Annotated in this window: 8 protein-coding genes; 4 read left to right on the top strand and 4 right to left on the bottom strand. The window is 45.7% G+C overall.

The genetic code is table 11. The annotated features are described in order from the left end of the window. The first annotated feature begins 39 nt into the window (after positions 1-39). Genes MKY18_RS01975 through MKY18_RS01985 form a run of 3 tightly spaced genes read left to right on the top strand, consistent with a single transcriptional unit; the run spans position 40 to position 19126 of the window. Positions 40-10170, top strand: a complete 10131-nt coding sequence (locus MKY18_RS01975) for an amino acid adenylation domain-containing protein (protein ID WP_342497694.1) — start codon at positions 40-42, stop codon at positions 10168-10170. A gap of 13 nt (positions 10171-10183) precedes the next feature. After that, on the top strand, positions 10184-18379 hold the full coding sequence (locus MKY18_RS01980; protein ID WP_342497695.1) for an amino acid adenylation domain-containing protein: 8196 nt from the start codon (positions 10184-10186) through the stop codon (positions 18377-18379). 6 nt (positions 18380-18385) lie between these two features. After that, on the top strand, positions 18386-19126 hold the full coding sequence (locus tag MKY18_RS01985) for an alpha/beta fold hydrolase (RefSeq protein WP_126741461.1): 741 nt from the start codon (positions 18386-18388) through the stop codon (positions 19124-19126). 35 nt (positions 19127-19161) lie between these two features. Here MKY18_RS01985 and MKY18_RS01990 read toward each other — a convergent pair whose 3' ends face one another. Next, positions 19162-20103, bottom strand: coding sequence for a DMT family transporter (locus tag MKY18_RS01990; RefSeq protein ID WP_221450748.1), 942 nt, complete (start codon positions 20101-20103; stop codon positions 19162-19164). A gap of 103 nt (positions 20104-20206) precedes the next feature. Here MKY18_RS01990 and MKY18_RS01995 point away from each other — a divergent pair, with 103 nt between their 5' ends. Then, on the top strand, positions 20207-21544 hold the full coding sequence (locus MKY18_RS01995; RefSeq protein ID WP_268453420.1) for a PLP-dependent aminotransferase family protein: 1338 nt from the start codon (positions 20207-20209) through the stop codon (positions 21542-21544). On the opposite strand, the gene MKY18_RS02000 is transcribed toward MKY18_RS01995, so the two are convergent. The 3 genes from MKY18_RS02000 to MKY18_RS02010 form a co-directional block, all read right to left on the bottom strand. Beyond that, positions 21541-22233, bottom strand: coding sequence for a 4'-phosphopantetheinyl transferase superfamily protein (locus MKY18_RS02000; protein ID WP_113768546.1), 693 nt, complete (start codon positions 22231-22233; stop codon positions 21541-21543). The genes MKY18_RS01995 and MKY18_RS02000 overlap by 4 nt on opposite strands. Positions 22234-22372: 139 nt before the next feature. After that, positions 22373-22579 carry a hypothetical protein gene (locus tag MKY18_RS02005; RefSeq protein WP_342488023.1) on the bottom strand — a complete coding sequence of 69 codons (207 nt, stop codon included), beginning with the start codon at positions 22577-22579 and terminating at the stop codon, positions 22373-22375. An 83-nt stretch (positions 22580-22662) separates the two neighbouring features. Then, positions 22663-23307, bottom strand: coding sequence for a YitT family protein (locus MKY18_RS02010; RefSeq protein WP_044140485.1), 645 nt, complete (start codon positions 23305-23307; stop codon positions 22663-22665). Positions 23308-23357: the final 50 nt, after the last annotated feature.

Raw genomic sequence — 23357 nt, forward strand, 5'->3', positions numbered from 1 at the left:
ACTGGCAGCCCTGCCTGACAAAAAAGGGAAGGAACTCATATGAAACCATCAATCATTAATCAATCGAATGTACATGAATCAATGGATACGATTTTACAAGATGTACAGAATACCATTTTACAAACCAACGAAATCGAACGCTTCGCTGTTTTTTCTCGTGAAAAAACCATTCGACCTCGGCCATATCACCTCTCTCATTTATTTCTAGACCATCACATGGAGCAGGAGGCCGCAGCTGAATGGATACAAACGCAAATGGCTTCACCTGCTTTAGCGGACATGCCCCCTGCCATTTCCTATGGAGGGGATATAGATGTTCGTGCAGGAGCTCAAACCTTGCAGGACGCTCTAACTGAGGCAGTCAAAACAACAAACGGGCTGACTTATATCATCAATAGTGAAAATGAACTCACGCAATCCTACGCGCAGTTAAAGGAGGATGCCGAGCGAGTTCTGACGGGTTTAAAGGCACTAGGCCTTGAGCCTGGAGATCCTGTGTTCTTTCAATTTTCATCGAATCATGCGATGGTCACGGCCTTTTGGGCATGTGTATTAGGCGGATTTGTCCCAACACTTGTATCAGCAGCCCCGACCTATCGTGAAATGAACGCCTCAGTGAAGAAGCTTCATCACGCTTGGAACCTGCTGGAGCATCCGCTCATTCTCACGGATGACTCGCTGATTGATGAGGTGCAAGGATTAGCTTTACTGTGGCATACAGATCAATTACGTGTTGCAGCCGTTGAACCAATGCTTACTTTAGAAAGAGATCTAGAAGCACACCCAGTCACGCCCGATGATTCCGTCTTTTTTATCTTAACGTCTGGAAGTACAGGGATGCCCAAATGCGTAGAGCATTCTCATAGAAGTGTGCTGGCAAATGTCAAAGGAACAGTGGCAGCCAATGGGTTTACACAAGAAGATGTCTCGTTAGACTGGATGCCATTAGATCATATTGGCGGCATTGTCATGTTCCATCTTGTCAATGTGTACACAGGCTGTGAGCAAATTCGAGCAAGAACAGATGACTTCATCGCTCAGCCGCTGCGCTGGCTTGACTGGATGGACCGCTATCGTGCAACGAAGACATGGGCACCTAACTTCGCATTTGCGATGATCAATGATTATGAGAAAGAAATCTCTTCAGGGTCTTGGGATCTTTCTGCTATGACTTGTATGATCAATGGGGCAGAAGCGGTTGTACCGAAGACGATCCACCGGTTTTTACACCTGCTCGCTCCGCACGGCTTAAAAGGAGACGTCATCAGACCGGCATTCGGCATGTCAGAAATCTCATCAGCTGTTGTCTTCTCTTTTGCGATTGAGCGGGGAGATGAAAACAGCGGGGTGCTGACCTTTGAAGAAACATCGCTGACAGAGCAGCTAAGACCAGCAGAGGCACGCGAAACTGGAACAGTCAGCTTTACAGAGCTCGGGAAACCGATTCCGGGTATCACGATTCGTATTGTCAACCATGAGCATGAGCTTCTTCCCGAAGATCATATTGGCAGCGTGCAAATCAAAGGGCCGACGACAATGAAGGGCTATTACAAGAATGACGAAGCGAATCAAGAGGTTTTTCAAACAGAGGGCTGGTTCCACACGGGTGATTTAGGCTTTCTGCATGAAGGAAGGCTGACATTAACCGGTAGAGAAAAAGACATGATCATCATCAACGGGAAAAATTATTACAACTATGAAATTGAAGCCATGGCAGAGGAAGTACCCGGCGTAGAAACAAGCTTTGTGGCAGCTTGCTCCGTTCGGATGGAGGCATCTGCATCCGATGAACTGATTCTCTTTTTTACACCGAAGCTGTATGAGCCTGCTTATATCATGAGGGCTAGCCAGCATATCAAAACCCATATTGCAACAAAAATGGGTCTTTATGCATCAAGGATTATTCCGGTCCAGAAGCATGCCTTTCCGAAAACAAGCTCTGGAAAAATAGAAAGGGCACAGCTCAAGACAAGGTGGCAGGAAGGTGAATTCGACGAAATCATCAAGGAACTGGACATCAGACTTGAAAATGAACACACCTTGCCTGATTGGAGTTATCAAAAGAAGTGGACACCCGCTCCGCTTCATGAAACCGAAAAGCAAACAGCAGGGGACATGGTGATCTTTGCAGATGAGTTAGGGCTTGCAGATCAATTGAAATTCCTCTCAAACCATGAACAAACCTATATCACGGTTGAGCCGGGTCAAGCATTCACACAACTCACACCCACTCACTTCATCATCCATCCGAATCGGCCGTCAGACTACGAACAACTCTTTGAGACGCTCCGTTCGTATGGCGTTTCGGTGAAACAAATCATTCACCTTTGGAACTACACAAACAAGAAAGACACATTACAGGCGGAAATAGCGAAGGAAGCCCAGAAGACTGGCAGCATGAGTGCATTGTATGTAACAAAAGCGATCGCCGCCTATGAGGAACCTGTAGAGATGACCTTTGTCTCCGCTCATGCGATGAATTTGCCAGAAGACAAAGTACATCATGTGGAAAAAGCAACAACAGCGGGATTGATGACAGCTGTCCATCATGAATGGCCGTTTATCAAGGTGCGATGTCTTGATTTTTCTCTAACAGAATCGGTTGGTCATTCTCATGTATCGGCGATCATGACAGAGCTCATACATGGCACAAGTCATCATGTCGCTGCTTATCGCGAAGGTGTTCGTTATATTCCTCTTATAGCGCCGCTTCATCTGGAAAGGGAACAAAAGAGGAAAAAACCGCCATTTGAATCATCGGGGCTTTACGTGATGACAGGCGGGCTTGGCGGAATAGGACGGATGCTAAGTGAGCATCTTCTAACATCCTATCAAGCGCATCTTGTGCTGCTTGGAAGAAAGGCACGAGAAGCTTTATCTGCGGAGCAGCAAGACGTATTGACCTCACTTGAGAAACAAGCGGAAAAACGCGGCGGCACTGTTCATTATGAAGAAGTGGACTTGACGGATGCAAAAGCCCTTGAAGCCCTTATCTCGAGACAAGAGGTGGCTCGGGGCAAAAGGCTGCATGGCGTGATTCATTTCGCTGGCATCATTCAAGAAGAGCTGCTTGCTGACATGACGTCTGTGTCCTTACATGCGATGTACGAAGCAAAGGTATATGGCACGATTGCGCTTCATGAAGCGGCTTCTAAACGGCAGAACGTCTTATTTCTTTCTAGCTCATCAGCACGAACATTAAAGGGCGGGATGACCGTAGGCGCTTATTGCGCTGCCAATGAGTTCGTTGAACAATTTGCTCATTATCAGAGGCTGACATCTACCGTGAAGCCGTACTGCTTTAGCTTTAGCATGTGGGATGAGATCGGCATGAGCGAGGGTTCGATGATCAAAGGCATCTTAAAAGAAAGAGGCTATCTTCCGATTCCGAAGCGGGCGGGCTTGCAGACGATGCTGGCATGTTTGATGACAGATGCACCTCTCATTTATATGGGATTAGATCGGTCGAAGCAGGACATTCAAGAGATGCTTCATGCGGAGAGCCGAACAGAGAAAGCCGTGTATGTCTTTTACAAAACCGACAAAACAAAAGCCATTGAAGAACGGCTGTATCAGTCCATTTATACGTGTTTGCAGACTCATCTATCTGGTGAATATTCCGTCCATCTATTTCCTGAGGAATACTGGAAAGAATCAGAGGATGGCATGCCGGATGAAGCGCATTTCAAAGCACTCATTGAGGAAAGTGGCCAGGAAGCCGAGGACAGAGCGCCTCAAACGGAGACGGAGAAACTGTTGGCAAGCATTTGGTCCGAGTTGCTTGATGTCTCAAATGTCAGCTGTGGTGATCATTTCTTTCTACTCGGGGGTCATTCGCTCAAGGCAACGCAAATGCTGTCTGCGGTGAGACAAAGAATGGGATTTGACGTGCCGCTCGCTGTTCTTTTTGAGCATACGAGACTTGGGGAATTAGCGGCATGGATCGATTCGCATGCAAAAGTGGATGAAGCGGTACAGGTGCGGAAAATGGCAAAGGGTCAGGAGATTCCGATGTCTTATGCCCAGCAAAGACAGTGGTTTCTCTATCAATTACAGCCTGATCTGCCTTTTTACAATAATACAATTTCCTTTCGGATGAATGGCCCTTTAGATGTGAAGGTGCTTCAGCGCAGTCTTCAGCAAATGGTGCAAAGGCATGAGTCGCTTAGAACTTCCTTTACCATGAGCGGCGATGAACCGGTGCAGATCATCCATGAGCATATGACCCTTCCAGAGATTGAAGTGGTGGATCTATCAGATCTGACGTCACAGGAAGAAAAAGAACAAAAAGCGGCTGAATGGGCAAAAAGTGAGGCGAGCACACCTTTTCACTTAGAGCGTGATCCGCTCTTTCGGGTAAAACTGATTCGTCTGTCGGAAACAGATCATTTGCTGCTAATGTCCATTCACCACATTGTGTCAGATGGCTGGTCGGTTGGGATTGCCGCAAGAGAGCTGTCTGAATGGTATACAGCGATGATTGACCGCCGAGAACCTGATCTTTCACCACTGCCGATTCAATATGCGGATTACACCCTATGGCAGAAGGAGTATTTGACTGGAGAGACGCTGCAAAAGCAGGTTTCCTATTGGAAGGAGCAATTTGCAGTCCCTGTAGAAGATTTGGTTTTGCCGTATGACTACCCGCGGCCAGCCGTTCAATCCTACAAGGGAAAAACGAAAAAATACCACCTGTCGAAGTCGCTTTCAGATCAGCTGGCTGAGCTTTCTAAAAAAACTGACAGTACCCTTTATATGACGCTACTGACTGCCTTTTCTACATTGCTTCACCGTTTGTCTTCACAGGATGAGTTTGTGATTGGGTCAGTCATTGCTGGGAGAAATCGGACGGAGATGGAGCAGCTCATCGGATTTTTCGTCAATACGCTGGCACTTCGGATCGATCATAGCGGGAATCCTGCTTTCACTGACCTATTAGAACGGGTGAAAGAAACAACAATGGGCGCTTATGCGCATCAGGATGTGCCGTTTGAAATGGTCGTAGATGAGCTGAATATTGTACGTGAAGCTGGCAAACAGCCGCTGTTTCAGGTCATGTTCGTTTTGCAAAATCTGCCGCTTGAGGCTTGTCCGATGGGAGAGGCGACATCTGTTTTAGCCATTGAAGATAACGATACCGCCAAATTCGATCTATCTCTGTTTGTTTTTGAAGGAGCGGAGGGTCTTCAACTAAAACTGGAGTATGATGTGGACTTATTTTCTGACGACACGATGGACCGGTTCCTTCGGTACTACGAGCATCTGCTTGAGCGTATTTGTGAAAATCCAGCACAGCCGATTAGACAAATGAATTACCTGCCAGAAAAAGAGAAGCATCAGCTGCTCTATGAATGGAGCGGCAAAACAGATCAGCATGCAGGCCCGCTTCTCATCACGGAACGGTTTGAAGCGCAGGTGAGAAAGTCACCCGATGCCATCGCTCTCGAATTCGGGGAAGAGCAGTGGACGTATCGTGTGTTACAAGAGAAAGTCGACCGGCTTGCGGCTTCTCTTCAGCAGCGAGGTGTGACACCGCATGAACCAGTAGGGCTGCTCATCGACAGGTCGCCTGAAATGATTCTTGGGGTGCTGGCGATTGTGAAAGCAGGAGGCGCCTATGTGCCGATTGATCCTGAATATCCAGATGCCCGCATTGATTATATGCTGAGGGATACAGGTATTCAGCTGTTACTGACAAAGAATGAATGGCTGAAAAAGGTGTCCATCAGTCAAACCGAACTCATTTGTCTTGATGAGGGATATGAAGAATTTTTATCAGAAGCAGAACTCATACCTGCTGCCTTAAAACCTGATGGACTCGCTTATATCAATTACACCTCAGGATCAACTGGACAGCCAAAAGGGGTATTGATCCCGCATCAAGCAGTCATCCGGCTTGTCTGTGAAACAGATTATGTCACCCTTGATGAACATACGCGTATTTTACAAATCGCCAGCTTCTCCTTTGATGCCTTTACGTATGAAATATGGGGAGCTCTTCTAAACGGGGGAAGACTGATTCTCACCGATCGAAATACGGTTTTATCAATGGATACACTGGCTAACACGCTGACATCATACAAGATCACAACAGGATTTCTGACAGTGCCGCTGTTCAACCGATTGACAGAGGAACATCCAGAAGCTTTATCTGGATTCGATGCATTATTGGTCGGTGGTGATGCGCTTTCAGCTGCTCATATTCGTAAGGCACTTCCGTATTTACCTGAAGGGCTTTTAAACGGCTATGGACCAACTGAAAACACGACGTTCTCTTGTGTGCATCACATTCACTCATTAGACGAAGGGCAGACGACCGTCCCTATCGGTCAGCCAATTGCTTATTCACAAGCCTATGTATTAGACGACCAGCTGCAGCCGGTTCCGCAAGGTGTCATTGGAGAGATTTATGTTGGAGGAACAGGGCTGGCACTAGGTTACCTTGGAGATGAAGAAAAAACATCGCAATCATTTATCCCGCATCCTTTCCATAAAGGAGAGCGTTTATATAAAACAGGTGATATGGGCCGCTGGCTCCCAAATGGCATCATCGACTGCCTTGGAAGAATCGATCATCAAGTGAAAATACGCGGACATCGCGTCGAATGTGGAGAAATTGAAGTCGCTATGCTGAGTGTTGAAGACATCATAGAATGTGCGGTCATTCCGCATCAGCACGGGAGTGGTCATAAGCGCCTCATCGGTTACTTTGTCCAAAAAGGTGCATGGACCCAGCAAGACCTTCGCCGCAAATTAAATGATAGACTGCCAGATTATATGGTACCGAGCCTATTCATAGAGCTCGAGGAACTGCCGCTCACGCCAAACGGCAAGGTAGATCAAAAGCGTCTCCCGCCGCCAGTGTGGAGACAGGAAGAAGCAGACAAACCAGCAGAACAGGCACTCAGTGAGGAAGAACGAGTGCTGGAAAAAGTGTGGACTCAGCTTCTTGGCACTCCTTCAATTGGTGTTCATGATAACTACTTTGAGCTTGGCGGAGATTCTATTATTGTCATACAAATGGTGGCACGCCTTGCACAGGAAGGCTACATCATACAGCCGAGAGATGTATTTGAAAAACAGACCATTTCACAGCTGGCACGTGCTATGAAAAAATCAGATGTATCTGTGTCTTATGATCAATCACCTGTTACAGGAGATGTTCGTCTGCTTCCAATCCAATCTTGGTTCCTTGAGCAATCGATGACAAACCAAGATTATTGGAATCTATCAGCTCATATTGAATTCAAGCAATCTATACTACCCGAGCAGTTATCACAAGTTCTTTCAAAGCTTGTCGATCATCACGATATGCTGAGAGCGATTTATACAAAAGCAGCAGACGGCACATGGATTCAAACCATTCGTGCGCCTGGCATCACCCCTTGTGTCACATTCTTTGATTTGACGAATGTTTCTCATGAGGAAGCGCTGGATCAAATCCGCTTGGAGACAAGCGCTTGTCAAGGAACACTGTCATTAGAGCGGGGAGAAGTGATCAAAGCCATTCTTTTTCAGACAAGTGATCGTACGTCTGAACTCTTTATCGCAGCCCACCATCTTGTGATGGATGGAATATCGTGGCGCATTATACAGGAAGATGTATTAAATGGGTTGAAGCAGGCTGCGGCAGGGCAGGAGATCACGCTTGCAAAGAAAACCGCTTCCTATCAGCAGTGGGCAGAGGCACTCTATGAATATGCACAAACCGATCAATTACAAGAGCAGGTTCCTTTTTGGGAAAAGATCATGAATCAAAAGGAAGAAGGTTCTCCTTTTCAACCACCTGCGCTTTTCAATATAGAAGAACATGCAGAGATCCTGACTGTTCAATTGACGAAGGATCAAACAGACATTTTACTAAGGCACGCATCACAAGCGTACCGAACAGAGGTCAACGATTTACTCCTGTCAGCACTTGCGCAAGCTGTTGGAAAGCCAATACTGATTACGTTAGAAGGGCACGGACGCGAGGATTTATTTGAACAGATGGATTTGTCACGGACAGTCGGCTGGTTTACAAGCTCTTATCCTATTTTTATTCCTTTTATTCAAACCGATGTTGAGAGACAAATTAAAGATGTCAAAGAAACCTTAAGAGCTGTGCCGCAAAAGGGGATCGGCTATGGCTTACTTCAATACATGACAGCATCTCGTTTACTTAAAACGGCAGCGCCGCAGGTGAGCTTTAATTACCTTGGACAGTTAGATCAAATAGATGGTGAGGCAAATCTGTATATTGCAGATGAGCGAAATGGACATGTACATGACCCAAAAGCAGAAAGACAGCATTTGATCGATGTATACGGATACGTTGTCAGTGGTCAGCTTCAGATGAATTTTATGATCAATCGTGAACTGCTTCAGGAGGAAGAAGTGCGTCAGTTACCTGAACGATTTAAAGAAAAAATGGAGGACATTTTGACGCATTGTGTAGAGACAAAAGGCGGCTTTACACCATCTGACTTTCCAATGATCCAGCTTACGCAAAAGCAAATAGATGAGCTTCCAGACAATGTGGTAGATGTGTATCCACTATCTCCGATGCAGCAAGGGATGCTGTTTCATGCACTGTTAGATCAAGCATCACAGGCGTATTTTGGTCAGGTGCATATGACACTCGAAGGCTTAACGGACGGCGAAGCCTATGAAAAAGCATGGAATCTGCTTGTGGAACGTCATTCGATTTTACGGACAAGATTTGCTTGGGAGGGGCTAAAGGAGCCTGTCCAATTGATTCAATCAGAAGGAAGCATTCACCTCACTCAGCACGATGTGCGCCACCTGAGTGAAATGGATCAGAAGAAAACCATTGAGCAGTATTTACAAACCGATCGTTCAAAGGATTTTGAATTAGAAGATGCGGCTGAACCGCTCATTCGTATTGCTTTATTCCATCGTGATGAGAAAACTTGCACGTTTGTTTTTAGCTTTCATCATATTTTAATTGATGGCTGGAGCCTGTTCGGCTTGATTGAGGAATCCTTTTCAATATATCGCTCGCTTGTGGATGAACGAGAGATGAACCTTCCTGCTGTACGTCCATATAAAGATTTTATCGAGTGGCTGCAAAAGCAGGATCAAGAGAAGGCGCAAGAGTTCTGGAAACATTATATGTCAGGAGTAGAGGAAGTCACACCACTTCCAGGAGACGGAGAGCAAGCTTCGGATGAAGGAGCAGGTATTGATCAAATTAGTATCAAACTGACGCCTGAAATGCAGGAAAAGCTGGAGAAAATGACAGGGACACAGAAGGTCACGATGAGCACACTGATTCAGGCGGCATGGGGTCTGCTCTTGCACCTTCATTCAGGCTCAGAGGATGTTGTGTTCGGTGTCACAGTATCTGGCCGGCCGGCGGACTTACCAGAGGTTGAAAGCATGACAGGTCTCTTTATTAACACCTTGCCGCTCCGTTTGCCGATCACACCAGACAGGACCATTGCCGAGCTGCTTACGCAGACGCAGGAAACGGTTTTTCACATGCGAGAATTCGAGTATACCGTACTGCCAGATATTCAGCAGATGACCCAAATTCCGAATGGAGAATCATTGTTTAACAGCATTGTCGTGTTTGAAAACTACCCGATTGAATCTGTAGAGCCGTATGGTGTACGGATCTTAGACATAGCCAGTCATGAAGAAACAAACTATGACCTGACCCTTGTGGCTGTCCCGGGAGATACGCTGGAGCTTCGGGTCACATACCGCTTCAATCAATATAAAGAAAAACAAATACAATCGCTGATGCAGCAGCTGGTCCACACACTTGAAGCCATGACAGAACAAGTGGAGACACCACTCTCTTCCTTCACGATCGTGACAAATAAAGAAAAAGAGTGGATGATCACCGATTGGGCGAAAAACGCACAAGTCAGCGTGCTGTACCCAGATCAAGAAGAGGTCTACTCAGGTGTGCATGATCCTTCGTGTGAGACAGAAATCTATGTCCTGAGCGAAGAGCATCAGCTCATGCCGGTAGAGTTTCCTGGAGATATTTTTATCGGTGCAGAGGATATCAAGGCACTTTGCGGAGAGCTTGCCGATTGGATGGAGACGCATAAAATTCCGCATCCATTCAAACATCAAACAGGCGAATACCTCTATCCGACAGGTGATGTCGGCGTTTGGACTGAAAAAAACAAGATTCAAATTTTGGATTGGGTGTAGGAGGAGAAGAACGATGTTAATGAGTAGAAAAAAAGGACATGCAGCAAATCATATCGTCAGAATCAACGGAAAACGAATCGATCTCAAAGCATTAGAACAGGTCATGATGCTTCATTTTCCGCTAAAGGAATGTGCACTCATCCCGAAGAAAAATGAAGAAGGAAGCCTCTCGCTTGTGCTATTTGCACAGGCGAAGGTCCCTTCGCTAACAAGAGAGGATCTGATGACAGGCGCGCTTCACCCTGATGAAGTGCCAGCCGCTCTCGTCTTATTGCCTTCCTTGCCAAGGGCAGAAAGTGGAGCGGTCGATACAGAAGCACTGCTTTCGATTGACATCATTGATGAAGAGAGTTTGAGAAAGATAGAAGATCGTACGAAAGCTATAGATGGAGTAGAGGAAGTGGCTGCTCTCATTGAAAGTCAGACAGAAAAACAAACGCCTTATCACCTAGATGATCTGTTTCCTAATCGGCAGCGTGCGCAAGGGAACGTATCGATCTCGAAGGATGAAGAGGGCGAAACAAAGCAAGCATCCGCTCATGAAAAGACGCCTGCACTTGTGTATGGCGGGGATGTCATCAAAAAAACAGGCACACCTGTCACACTGACAGAGGTGTTGATTCGATCAGCCTTTATGTCATCTGACCGCGGGGTGATCTATATCAAAGAAGGCGGGCGCACGTTGACCCAAACCTATCCTGAGTTACTCACAAACGCAGAACGGGTTCTGTCTGGTTTAAGGAAAGCAGGGCTGACAAACGGCGATCAAGTGTTACTTCAATTGAAAGATCATCACGATTTCATCACTGTGTTTTGGGGCTGTATTCTCGGTGGCATCATTCCGACCCCAGTCTCTGTGCCGCCTGTTTATGATGAGATGAATCAAGGAGTGAACAAGCTCAAGGGCGTGTTTCAGCTGCAAAATGAACCGTTCATTATTACGAATGAAGCAAGTGCTGAGGACATTGCTGGGCTGCGTGAGACATTTGAGGCAAAAGAAATACCTATTTTAACAGTAGAAACATTGCTTGCGTGTGAACCGGATGAACAGCATTATGAGCCAGAGCCAGATGAGCCTGTGCTTCAGCTGCTCTCTTCAGGAAGTACGGGTGTGCCAAAGTGTATTCGTCACAACCATCAAAGTATTTTATCTCGAATCATCTCCTTTGAGCAGACAAATGGCTTTACGCATGAGGATGTGTCGCTTAACTGGATGCCGCTTGATCATGTAGGAGGCATTGTCATGTTTCATGTGCATGATGTCTACCTTGGCTGCCAGCAGATTAGTCCATCCATCGATCAATTTATCGAGCGGCCGATGGTGTGGCTGGATTGGGTAGAAACATACGGCGTCACAAGGACATGGGCACCGAATTTTGCTTTTGCGATGATGAATGAATATGAGGACGACATTCGCAAGGGGAGCTGGGATCTCTCCACACTGACTTATATCATGAATGCAGCCGAAGCGGTTGTGCCAAAAGTGACGCAGCGCTTCATGCATATGATGGGTCAGCACGGATTAAGCCATCATGCGATGGTGCCGGCGTACGGCATGTCTGAAACATCCTCAGCCATTGTTCAATCAAAGAAATTCATGCGGCATGGTGATCAGGATGGACAACTGACGATTGATCAGACCTCGTTAACAGGTGACATTCAATACGTGGCGCAAGATCATCCGCACAAAATGACGTTTACAGAAGTCGGCGCACCGATTCCGTCTGTATGGATTCGGATTGTAGACGAGCATCATCATGTGCTGCCAGAAGATCAGGTCGGCCGCTTACAGGTGAAGAGTCCGACGATTATGATGGGGTATCATCAAAATGAGGAAGCCAATCAAGAGGTATTTGCGGAAAATGGCTGGTTTCACACGGGGGATTTAGGATTTATCCACGAAGGGCGTCTTGTTCTGACGGGCCGGGAAAAGGACATCATCGTCATCAACGGAGCCAACTATTTGAATTACGAAATTGAAGCAGTTGTGGAAGAGGTATACGGGGTGGAAGTCACCTTTGCCGCTGCGTACGGCATCTACAATCCCGAATCAAGCAACGACACGCTTGCCGTCTTCTTTGTCACACAAAAGGAATCGCTAGAAGAACAAATCACGATGATTCAGCAGATTAGAGAGGCCATTATTCGTAAAATTGGCATAGAGCCCGATCACATCATTCCAGTGAAAAAAGACCAATTTCCGAAAACAGAAAGTGGAAAGATCCAACGTGCTCAGTTAGGCGCGGCGCTAAAAGAAGGGGTATTCCGTGACATTGAAAGGGCACTGGATCTTGCTTCTGAAAATGAACAAACACTACCAGATTGGTTTTTCAAACGCACTTGGGCAAAGGAACATATTGGTCTGTCTCAGCCTGCTGCTGATCATGTACTCGTTTTCGAGGATGAAAAAGGGCTTTACCAATCACTTTACGCCCAATTGGAACAAAGAAATCAGCCCTATGTTTCTGTGAAAAAAGGACATGAATTTTTGCGTCTGTCCAAAGGGATGTACCAGATGAACCCGAGAATCAAGGGGGATTATGTCAGGCTCGCTGCAGCACTTGAAGCAGATGAATTAAAGACAGGGTGCATACTCCATTTGTGGAATGTGACAGACAAAGAAGCCATTGTTGAGTCTGCGCAGTTCACAGAAATGCACGCGAGGTCCAATCAATCGATTTTGTACTTGTATCAAGCATGGAGGCAAGAAAACAAAGAGCCAGTCCGGCTTGTTGTAGTGACAAAGGGTGGTCAATATGTAAGACCTGAAGACGATCTCCATGTGGAGAAAACGTCGCTCGTTGGCTTATTAAAAACCATCCCGCAAGAATGGGAAGGAGCAGAGGTGTCCCATATTGATATTGAAGCGGAGCAAGTGGAACAGGATGCAAAGCACATTGCTAATGAGCTGTCGGCGATTCATATAAAAGCAGAGGTGGCATACCGAAAAGGGCACAGGCTCGTATCAAAGCTGGAAAAAGTCGATATGATGAAAGCACCTCAAACAGAAGGGTTTTTAGAATATGAAGGTCTTTATTTGCTGACCGGAGGACTCGGCGGTATTGGGTTTGAACTATCTAAGCAGATGCTCCAATTTGGCCTAAAGCTTGTATTGATTGGAAGGACTTCTCTGGAAGACAGCTTGGAAAAGAAAGAAGCGTTCTCACAGCTAAAAGACCTTGGTGGCGTCATCTATGTGCAAGCGGACGTGACCGATTTAGCTGACGTGGAGCGAGCGATTTACAAAGCAGAAAAACATTTTGGTCAATCCATCCGGGGTGTGCTGCATTTAGCCGGTGCTGGCAATGTGTCTGAGCATTTTCAGCATACAGATAAGTATTCATTGGCGCATACGTCAGAAGAGGATTTTACAAAGGAACTGTCAGGGAAAGCAGATGGAGCGTTTGTCCTGCAGGAAGCCTTCAAGCATGACCCGGCAGTACCACTCGTCTTTTTTGGATCAGTAAATGGCTTTTTTGGCGGTACAACATTCGGAGCTTACTCTGCGGCCAACAGCTTTTTAGATGGGCTTGCGCACACGCTCACCTTTCAAGAAGGAAGACGGGCGATCTCTTTAAACTTTAGTATGTGGGATAATCTCGGTTTGTCTAAGGGGCATACCGGCGCAGCCCTTACCGTCCGCAAGGGATTTCAATTGATTGGAAAGAAGCAAGGTCTCCATTCATTATGTCTAGGTGCTCGGCTGAATGAAGCGCATCTATTTATCGGACTAGATGGAGCCAATCCAGAAATCGCAGCGTATCTTCAGCCAGCGCCAATACCGACTTTTGAGAAAAAGCTTTTTTACACGGTTCGGTCTGGCAAAGAAGTGCATGTTGAAGATATTGCAGGTGGAACAAAAGGTGATTGGGATATTCAGCAAGTACAGGAAATACCGAAAAAACTAGATGGCTCTATTGATCATGAAGCCCTTAAGCTGAATCATCACAAAAATGGACAACCCCTTGAAAAACAATTGCCTGAAACGAAAACAGAGCAAATGCTTGCTGCCATATGGGAGGACATTTTAGACGTTGATCGTGTGTACAAAGAGGATCAATTCTTTGACCTTGGCGGACATTCATTAAAGGCGACTCAAACCATTTCTCGGATCAATCATGAGTTTTCAATCAAGGCGCCTTTAAAAATATTATTTGAAAGCAAGCATCTGGCAAATTTGGCGCAAATGGTGGATGACATCAAAGAGGCACCGGCTGTTCAGGAAGCCAATATTCCAAAGCTGGAAAAGCGAACAAGCTATGAGCTGTCACATGCTCAGAAGCGTATTTGGTTCTTATCCACATTAGAAAAGAGCCATCATTACAATATATTAGGTGCTTGGAAGCTGACAGGACAACTGCACATTCAAGCGTTAACAAAAGCGATTGGTCTCTTAACGAAACGTCATGAAGCACTGCGTGCAACCTTTCAATCGCTTGGCGGCAAGCCGGTTCAACTGATACGTGAAGACCTACCGCCATCCGTCACAGTTGCGAACTTCTCATTATTTAATGAAAAAACAAGAACGAGAAGACTCAATCAGCTTATTCAGCAAGAAGCGAACCGCATTTATGATTTAGAAAGAGGGCCTCTTGCGCAGTGGACGATTGTGGATATGGGCAATGAAGAATTTTATCTTCTTTGCGCGCAGCACCATATCATTTCAGATGCATGGTCGCTCAGTCTGCTCATTCAGGAGTTAGAAGTGGCATATGACGGGCTGCTTGCAGATGAAGCGCCGCAGCTCCCAGCACTGGAAATTGAGTGGACAGATTATGTTCATTGGGAAAATGAGCAAGTAATGCATCATCAAGTAGACCAAGCCTATTGGCTCGATCATTTACAAGGTGATCTTCCGGTGTTAGAGCTGCCGTTTGACCGTCCTCGTCCGCCAGTTCAAACATTTAACGGCGCTACAGAGCAAATTGTCTTGGAAGATACGCTTATCCGCCGTTTGCAGGCTTTGTCCAAGCAGCAGGGCACAACGCTGTTCATGACGATGCTGTCGGCGTACTACGTCCTGCTTCACAAGCTGTCAGGACAGACAGATATCATCATTGGTTCGCCGATCGCAGGGCGAGGTGCCAAGCAATCAGAGAAGCTTGTTGGAATGTTTGTGAATACACTCGCGCTGAGACAGGATATCTCCACAGCAGATACGTTTGCTGATGTCATGGAAAACGTGAAAGAGATGACGTTAAAAGCCTTCGAGCATCAGCGTTATCCATTTGACAAGCTTGTCGATGATCTTTCGTTAGATAGAGATTTAAGTCGATCGCCTATTTTCCAAGTGGCGATGGGTTATGTAACAGATTCACTCCATGTCAATCTCAAAGGGCTGACAAGTGAACATGTGATGGTCCATCATACAGTGTCTAAATTTGATCTCACCCTGCATGTATTTGAACAGGGGGATCAGCTGTCGATCCATGTGGAATACAATACAGATTTATTTGATCAAGAGACCATTCATCGTTATATGAATTATTATCTTCATCTGCTAGATGGTATGACGGCTCAGCCTGAACGTACATTTTCTAATTATTGCTTAATGGACAAAGCGGAACAGGCTGCGATGATCATAGGGAAAAACCAAACGGCTACGCCATATCCAAAACGGACCATTCAAGAGCTGTTTGAAGAACAGGTACAGCGTGATCCGCACCGCATTGCCTTGTCTTATTTGGAAGAGCACATGACGTATCAAGAGTTGGATGAGAAGGCAACACAGCTTGCTGCTTACTTGCAGTCAAAAGGAGTTGGACTAGGTTCACTTGTACCGATGCTTTTTGATCGTTCCTTTGACATGATTGTCTCAGTGCTTGGCGTCATCAAATCTGGTGCTGCATATGTTCCAATGTCACCAGAATATCCAGATGCGCGAATCCGCCTCATTGTTCGCGATACGCAAAGTGATGTGATCATCACTCAGTCTCATTTAATAGAGCGTCTAGTAGACTTTACAGGTACAAAGATTGAGATGGACAAGCCATTACCAGTAACAGATGCAGTGTATCAAAGAGAACAATCAATCATTGGAGAAGAACAGTTAGCCTATGTCAACTATACATCAGGCTCAACAGGTACACCAAAAGGCGTCATGCTCCCCCATGCAGGAGTCGTCCGTCTGGTTCGAGAAACAAACTATATGAAACTAGGTCCAGATGATAAGATGCTTCAGCTCTCAAACTATGCTTTTGATGCCTTTACATTTGAGTTGTGGGGCATGCTGCTGAATGGCGGTCAGCTCATTCTGATTCCGAAATATGCCGCACTGAATATGGATGAATTATCACGGCTGATCAAAGTGCATCAAGTGACAGCCAACTGTCTGCCAACCGCTTTATTCAATCGGCTGGTGGAGCACGATCCAAAAAGTGTAGCAGGCTACCGCACATTACTCGTTGGCGGAGAAGCGATGTCCAGTGAGCATGCACGAAAGGCATTGCCGCATATGGAGGGTGTACTCATCAATGCTTACGGCCCAACAGAAAACACGACCTTAGCCACAACACATCAAGTCACGCACATGCCAGAGGGAGCAAGGTCAGTTCCGATTGGTGTCCCAGTATCGAATTCAACTGTCGTCATACTAGATGATGCGCTCAACCCAGTGCCAGCAGGCGTCAAAGGAGAAATTTATATCGGCGGCACAGGGCTCGCAAAAGGCTACCTTCATGATCCAGAGCGGACGCATGAACGGTTTATAGACAATCCATTCCCTGAACTAGGGGGAGACAGGCTGTATCGTTCAGGTGATCTTGGTACATGGCGTTCAGATGGCACCATTGAATATCTCGGCCGAAAAGACAACCTCGTGAAAATTAGAGGCTACCGGATTGAATGTGGAGAAATAGAGACAGCTCTCCTCAAGCATCCACAAGTAAAAGAATGTACAGTCATCGCCAAAACGTATGGCAGCTCAAAACGGCTGGCGGCCTACCTTGTCACAGACGGAGCGAATCCTGTTCCAGGCTGGAAAGCATTTTTACAGGAAAGCCTGCCAGGCTACATGATTCCAAGTTACTTTATCGTTCTGGACGAAATGCCAGTTACAACAAACGGAAAGGTTGATCAAAAAGCACTGCCAGACCCGGCAGAAACGATCTCTCTTTCTCAAGGAGATGACAAACCAGTCACCGAAACACAGCAGTTGATTGTCACAGCTTTCAAGGACGTGCTTGGTGTCAAACAAGTAGGCATACATGACTCATTTTTTGATTTAGGCGGTGATTCAATTATGAGTATCCAAGCCGTTGCCAAATTAAAAGAACAGGGGATTCGTGTGGATCCGAAATGGATTTTCATGCATCCAGCACCGGCTCAGCTAGCCGCACATGTGGATGCAATGCCAGAGGCCGGGGAGCACGTCGAAAGGTCTCCAAAGGACTACGTGATTGAGCTGAAAAAAGGCGATCCAGCCGAGCCGAGGATTTTCTTTGCACCGCCTGCCGGTGGAACGGTAATGGGCTATATCGATGTGGCTAAGCTGATGACACATCAAGGCGCTGTGTACGCCTTGCAGTCTCCTGGCTTATATGAGGATGAAGAACCGCAATTCCTCCATTACACAGAGCTTGTGTCCATATTTGTTGAAGCCATTGAGACCTTCTATCGACCTGGTGTTGACTATCTAGCAGGGCATTCAATGGGCGGGCACCTTGCCTACGGAATGAATCAGCGGCTCTGCCATGCAGGAAAAGCGCCGAAAGGACTCATCATTTTAGATACGGTCCCGGTGTTAAGAGATGAGGCAGATCAGGCGCTCCATGCGGATATGAACGAAGAAGAAGTGAAAATGCTTGCGCTTGTCCTTGGAATGGGGAATCTCGTCGGCATTCAGCCAGAAGCATTACAAGGGCTGAGCTTCCAAGAAGTGAAGCAAAAAATACTCAAAGAGGCAGAAAAGGATGAAGTGGTTCATCAATTTATGAATGATCAGTATTTAGATAAATATTTGCAAATGCAAACGCACAATACAATCATGTCACAAGCCATTGAATTAGAAAAAGAACCATTCGGTGTGCCGTTTTATATTGTACAAAGCAGTGATCACGCCATTGATTTCCAGAAGAAGTTCTCAGACTGGGAGGCTTATACGAAAGGATCGTGCTCGTATTATCACATCAAAGGAGACCATGTCACCATGATGAAAAGGCCGCAGGCGGATGAACTGGCACGAATTCTTCAAACGATGATAAAGGGGTAAGAACGTATGAATCATTTATTTAAAACCTTTGAAAAAAAACCAGATCTTATTCAACTTATTTGTTTTCCTTTTGCAGGCGGTTATTCCGCCTCATACCGCCCGCTTTTTGAACAGCTAAAAGGCACTGCCGAAGTAACAGCAGCAGAGCCCCCAGGGCATGGAACCAATCTCATGCCGCTCGAAACGAGCATTGACCGATTGGCTGAGCTGTACAAAGAAGGTCTCTCGGGCAACTTGAACCGCCCGTTTATCCTGTTCGGACATTCTATGGGAGGACTTGTTGTGTATAGACTGACGCAGCTGTTAGAAAAGGAAGGAATTGATCCTGCAGCAGTCGTGATCTCAGCCATTCAGCCGCCGCAAACAAAACGACAGATCCTGACCCATTTATCGAATGAAGCATTTGTTCAGCATATTGCCGAAATGGGCGGGATTCCAAAGGAATTATTAGAGAACAAACCAATGATGGATTACTTTACGCCGTCCTTACGTGCAGACTATCAGGCGCTGGAAACCTTCCAACACAAAGATCAATCCATCATCGAAACACCTGTTTATTTATTCAATGGAACACAAGATGAAAAATGCATGCAAGATGCAAACGGCTGGCTGCCATGGGCAAAAACCATCGAACGCACCAATTTCGAAGGAGGGCACATGTATATCAACACACACCTCGAGCCCTTCGCAGAACAGATGAGACATGTGATCGACCTTGCAGCTAAACAACAATTAATGAAACTTTAAAAGAAAGCGGTCCTCCTTAAAGGGACCGCTTTTTCTTATGAATTCCGCTTTTTCACCACATTCCCGCCAATCACTCCGCCAATGACCAGTACACCTCCGATGAGATGATACCAATCGATTGTTTCATGTAAAATGAGGACCCCAGCGGCGACTGTAATAAACGCAGATAAATTGTTAAAGATGCTGACCTTTGCCGCTTCAAGCTGAGAGAGGGCATAGTTTGATAAATATGCCGTGAGAAGTGAAGAAAGAATGCCTAAAAAGAGCATTGACCATACAAAGGATGGTTGTGTAAATGGGCTGAAAAATTGCGGCATTGTCCCGTTTACTGAATGCCGGATGAGCGCAGTGGCATTGAAGAAGACAAATCCAAAGAATGTCATCACGAAGGTGAGTTCAATCACATGGAAGCGCCGTGTAATCACCCGGGCAAATACACTGTATGCACTGGATGATAAGGCAGAAAGCAATATCAGTCCATAGCCGATCATGTGTGAATGCTTCACATCAATTCCCTTCATGACAAAGAGAAGCATCACCCCGCACACAGAAAGAATGGTAAACAGCACTTGTATCCATGTCGCGCGTTCCTTTAAAAACCACGCGGCAAGCACCATTGTCAGAATAGGAATCGTTGCCTGAATAATACCAGCCTCTGACGAAGAGGTATACATCAGCCCCCATACTTGAAAAGCAAAAAACAACACAGGATAAAGCAAGGAAAACGGTACGATGTAGAGAAGATCTCGCCATTGAATGGAGAGGCGGATTTTCTTTCGTAAAAATGGATACAGCAATAGTGCGGCTGCAAAAGAAACTGTAAAGCGGTGTGCCAATAAATCGATCGGGTTTGCTGATTCTAATGCAATTTTGACAAACAAAAATGAAAAACCAATGATCGTGGCGTAGCCTATCGCGGCAGCATACGCTTTCTGTTTTGAAATGTCCACAATTTGACTCCTTATACGAGCATGCATGCTTCGGATGAATTGACCGGTTCTGTTCTTCTATCGTAATCGGATCATCTAAGGTGTACAATAAGAGAACATGATATCTGTACCGGTACAAGGAGGAAGTGGTGTGAGGAAATATGATCAGCTTGTTCTCAGCTTAAAAGAGAAGATGACGTCTGGTGAATACAATGCTGGCATGAAGATCCCTTCCATTCGCCGTTTGGCGGCTCAATATGCAGTGAGTAAAAGCACTGTCATCAAAGCACTAGACACATTGGAACATGAACATCTGCTTTATTCTGTAGAAAGAAGCGGCTATTATGTCGTGAAAACGAAGCAGTCAGCGGGGAAACAGGATAGCACATGGATTGATTTTGCTTCATCTGCACCTGATCCCGTCGTGTTTCCATATGTTGATTTCCAGCACTGCATTAACCAAGCGATCGATTTGTATCAAAATGACTTGTTTATATACGGCACAGCCAACGGATTACCCTCGCTGCTACCAGTCATTTCTCAGCGATTAATGGATTATCAAGTGTTTGCAAATCCAGAACAGATCGTTATGACTTCTGGTATTCAACTGGCGTTATCTATTTTAAGCACCATCCCTTTTCCGAATGGCAAACAGACCATACTAGTCGAACAGCCAGGCTATCACCTATACCTTCAATATTTAGAAAAAAATCAACTGCCTGTGATGGGGATTCAGCGGACGGAAAAGGGAATTGACCTTCAGGAATTGGAGCGCATCTTTCGAGAAGAGGAGATTCGTTTTTTCTATACGATGCCAAGATTTCAAAACCCGCTTGGAACGAGCTTGTCAAAACTGGAGAAAAGAGCGATTGCAGCTCTTGCCGAGAAATATGATGTCTATATCGTTGAAGATGATTATATAGCCGATTTAGAATTCGATGCAAAAAGAGACCCGATCTATTCGTACGATCAGGCGGGTAAGGTCATTTATTTAAAAAGCTTCTCCAAGATCATCTTTCCAGGACTTCGAACAGGAGCGGTCGTCTTACCTGAGGAACTGATTAGACCTTTTAGCGAACACAAACGGCTCATTGACATCGACAGCTCCATGCTGTCACAGGCAGCCTTAGAAATATATTTAAAAAGCGGGATGTTTGAACGGCATCGAGACAGAATGCAGACAACCTATCGCAACCGATCCAAACAACTAGTGACATGCCTGAAAAGCGATCAAATCGCTTATCAACTAGGAGAAGAGGAGCCAGCTACTCATACACATGTACGTCTCGATCGGTCAATTCCGACGAACCAGCTCATTCAGCAGCTGAAAAAGGCATCTGTTTCCATTCAGTCAATCGACCGCCATTATCTGTCGACCTTTCAAAAAGACTCTATTCTTCAGTTGAACATTTGGCATGTGAAAGAAGAACAAATCACACGTGGAGTCGATTTGTTAAAGACAGCATTTCAGCAAATTGGGCGATATTAAAGACGAGACAGCACATCACGGCAAGAGAGTATCTCTACACGTTCAGCCGCAGAAGGCTTTCGTGTACACACCGCCATTTGGTAGGCAGGATCGAGTGAGTATGTTTGAACAAAGCAGGGCGCTTCATGATCAGGTAATGCAAGCGTCGCCTGTCCATCCTCTGACAGGTGGGCTGTAAAGGACGAAAGACCATAAGATAATCCCTTTCCAGTCAGCTTGATAAAGGCCTCCTTCATTGACCATAAATGAAAGAAGTAGGCTTCCTGCCGTTCTGCCGGTTGTGAAAGTAAATCTTCATACTCATCTGCTGAAAAAAATCGTTTAGCAATCGCTAGATCAATCGGTTTGATCTCCTCAATATCAATACCAACGGGTGCATCATCTATTGCGCATACGACCCAATCACCAGAGTGAGAAAGATTAAAATGAAAAGAAGGAATGTGCCGGACGACAGGCTTGCCATTGCCCTCTGTTTGAAAAACGATCTGATCAATAGGCAGATCGTACATACTATGGATCATTTGACGAACCAGCACCTCACCTAACAAAGTCCTTCTTGCATCGACCAAAAAGCGAAAACGCTCAGCCGCAGCACGCTTTTCAGCTGAAACAAAGGGTTTCAATTGATCGATTTGTTCTCGTGCATGGATGTCATCTAAATGTTGTAATTGGATAGCGAAAATCTTCATAATGAACCTCTAATTTTTTACATTGATTGTACCATTGGAGAGCGCCGTACAAAAGGGAAATCCTATACAATCAAAGCACAAAGTGACAGCAAGCCACGCTGCATTCTAAGCCTGTATGATCAGAAAGGACTTTTTTACTTTAACCGAATGTGATATTCATTTGTCCCTTTCTCATTTCGACGATTCGAAAGGTCGGCTGCTCTTCTCTAACATCATCCCATGTGAGCGGCGGATGAAAGGAGCCATCCTTTGTGAAACGCGCCTTTACTTCAAAGCCTAACAAGCGATACGTCTGCTCGGGCTCTTCAACAAATGGTGTCCAGTAATGATAGTTGAAAAGCTGCATGAGGTCTCATCTCCAATAATAGAATATTCCGTTTATTCTTTTTAACACAAGAAAAGCCATTCTTTTTATAGAATGGCTTGTTCTTATCGGATAAGCGTCTGAACAGGTTTCTCTGCTGTTTTTGTAATAAGCAGTTGCAGGAGCCGTGTTGATTGTGGCAAGGAGAATCGAAGGACGAGGCCTGTGAAAATAGCCGTCAGAATCGTGCCAACGCCAATCGGTCCGCCGAGCATCCATGCAAATAAAAGCACTGTTAACTCAATGCCATTTCGCACCCACTGCACGTTCAACCCTGTTTTCGCTGAGATGAGCAGCATTAGTGAATCCCTTGGCCCAGCGCCAAGATTTGCTGAGACATAAATGCCTACACCATACCCTGAAACCACAACGCCCGTAATAAACACATATAAAGCGGGTAAATACCCATGTGGTGCAGGCAATACCGCATTAAAGAAATCTATAAACATACCAATCAGCACCATGTTCAGTAATGCGCCGATCTTTGGAAATGATTTCGTAAAAACAGATGTTAGTGTCACAATCAGTGCACCAATAATGATGGACCATTGTCCAATCGTAAGTCCAAAGTGCTGAAACAGTCCGTAGTGGAAAGCGTCCCAAGGACCAATCCCAAGAATCTTTCCTTTCACTGTAAGCGATAGTCCAAAAGCTAATACGATTAATCCAACAAAATAAAAAAACCAACGTAAAAGATGTTCCCGCTTCAAAAGCTTTCCCTTCTTTCTTAAACACTCGAATTCAATCGTAACATACTCCC

It is taken from the genome of Bacillus sp. FSL R7-0672, assembly GCF_038601465.1.
Classification (GTDB): Bacteria; Bacillota; Bacilli; order Bacillales; family Bacillaceae; genus Bacillus; species Bacillus pumilus.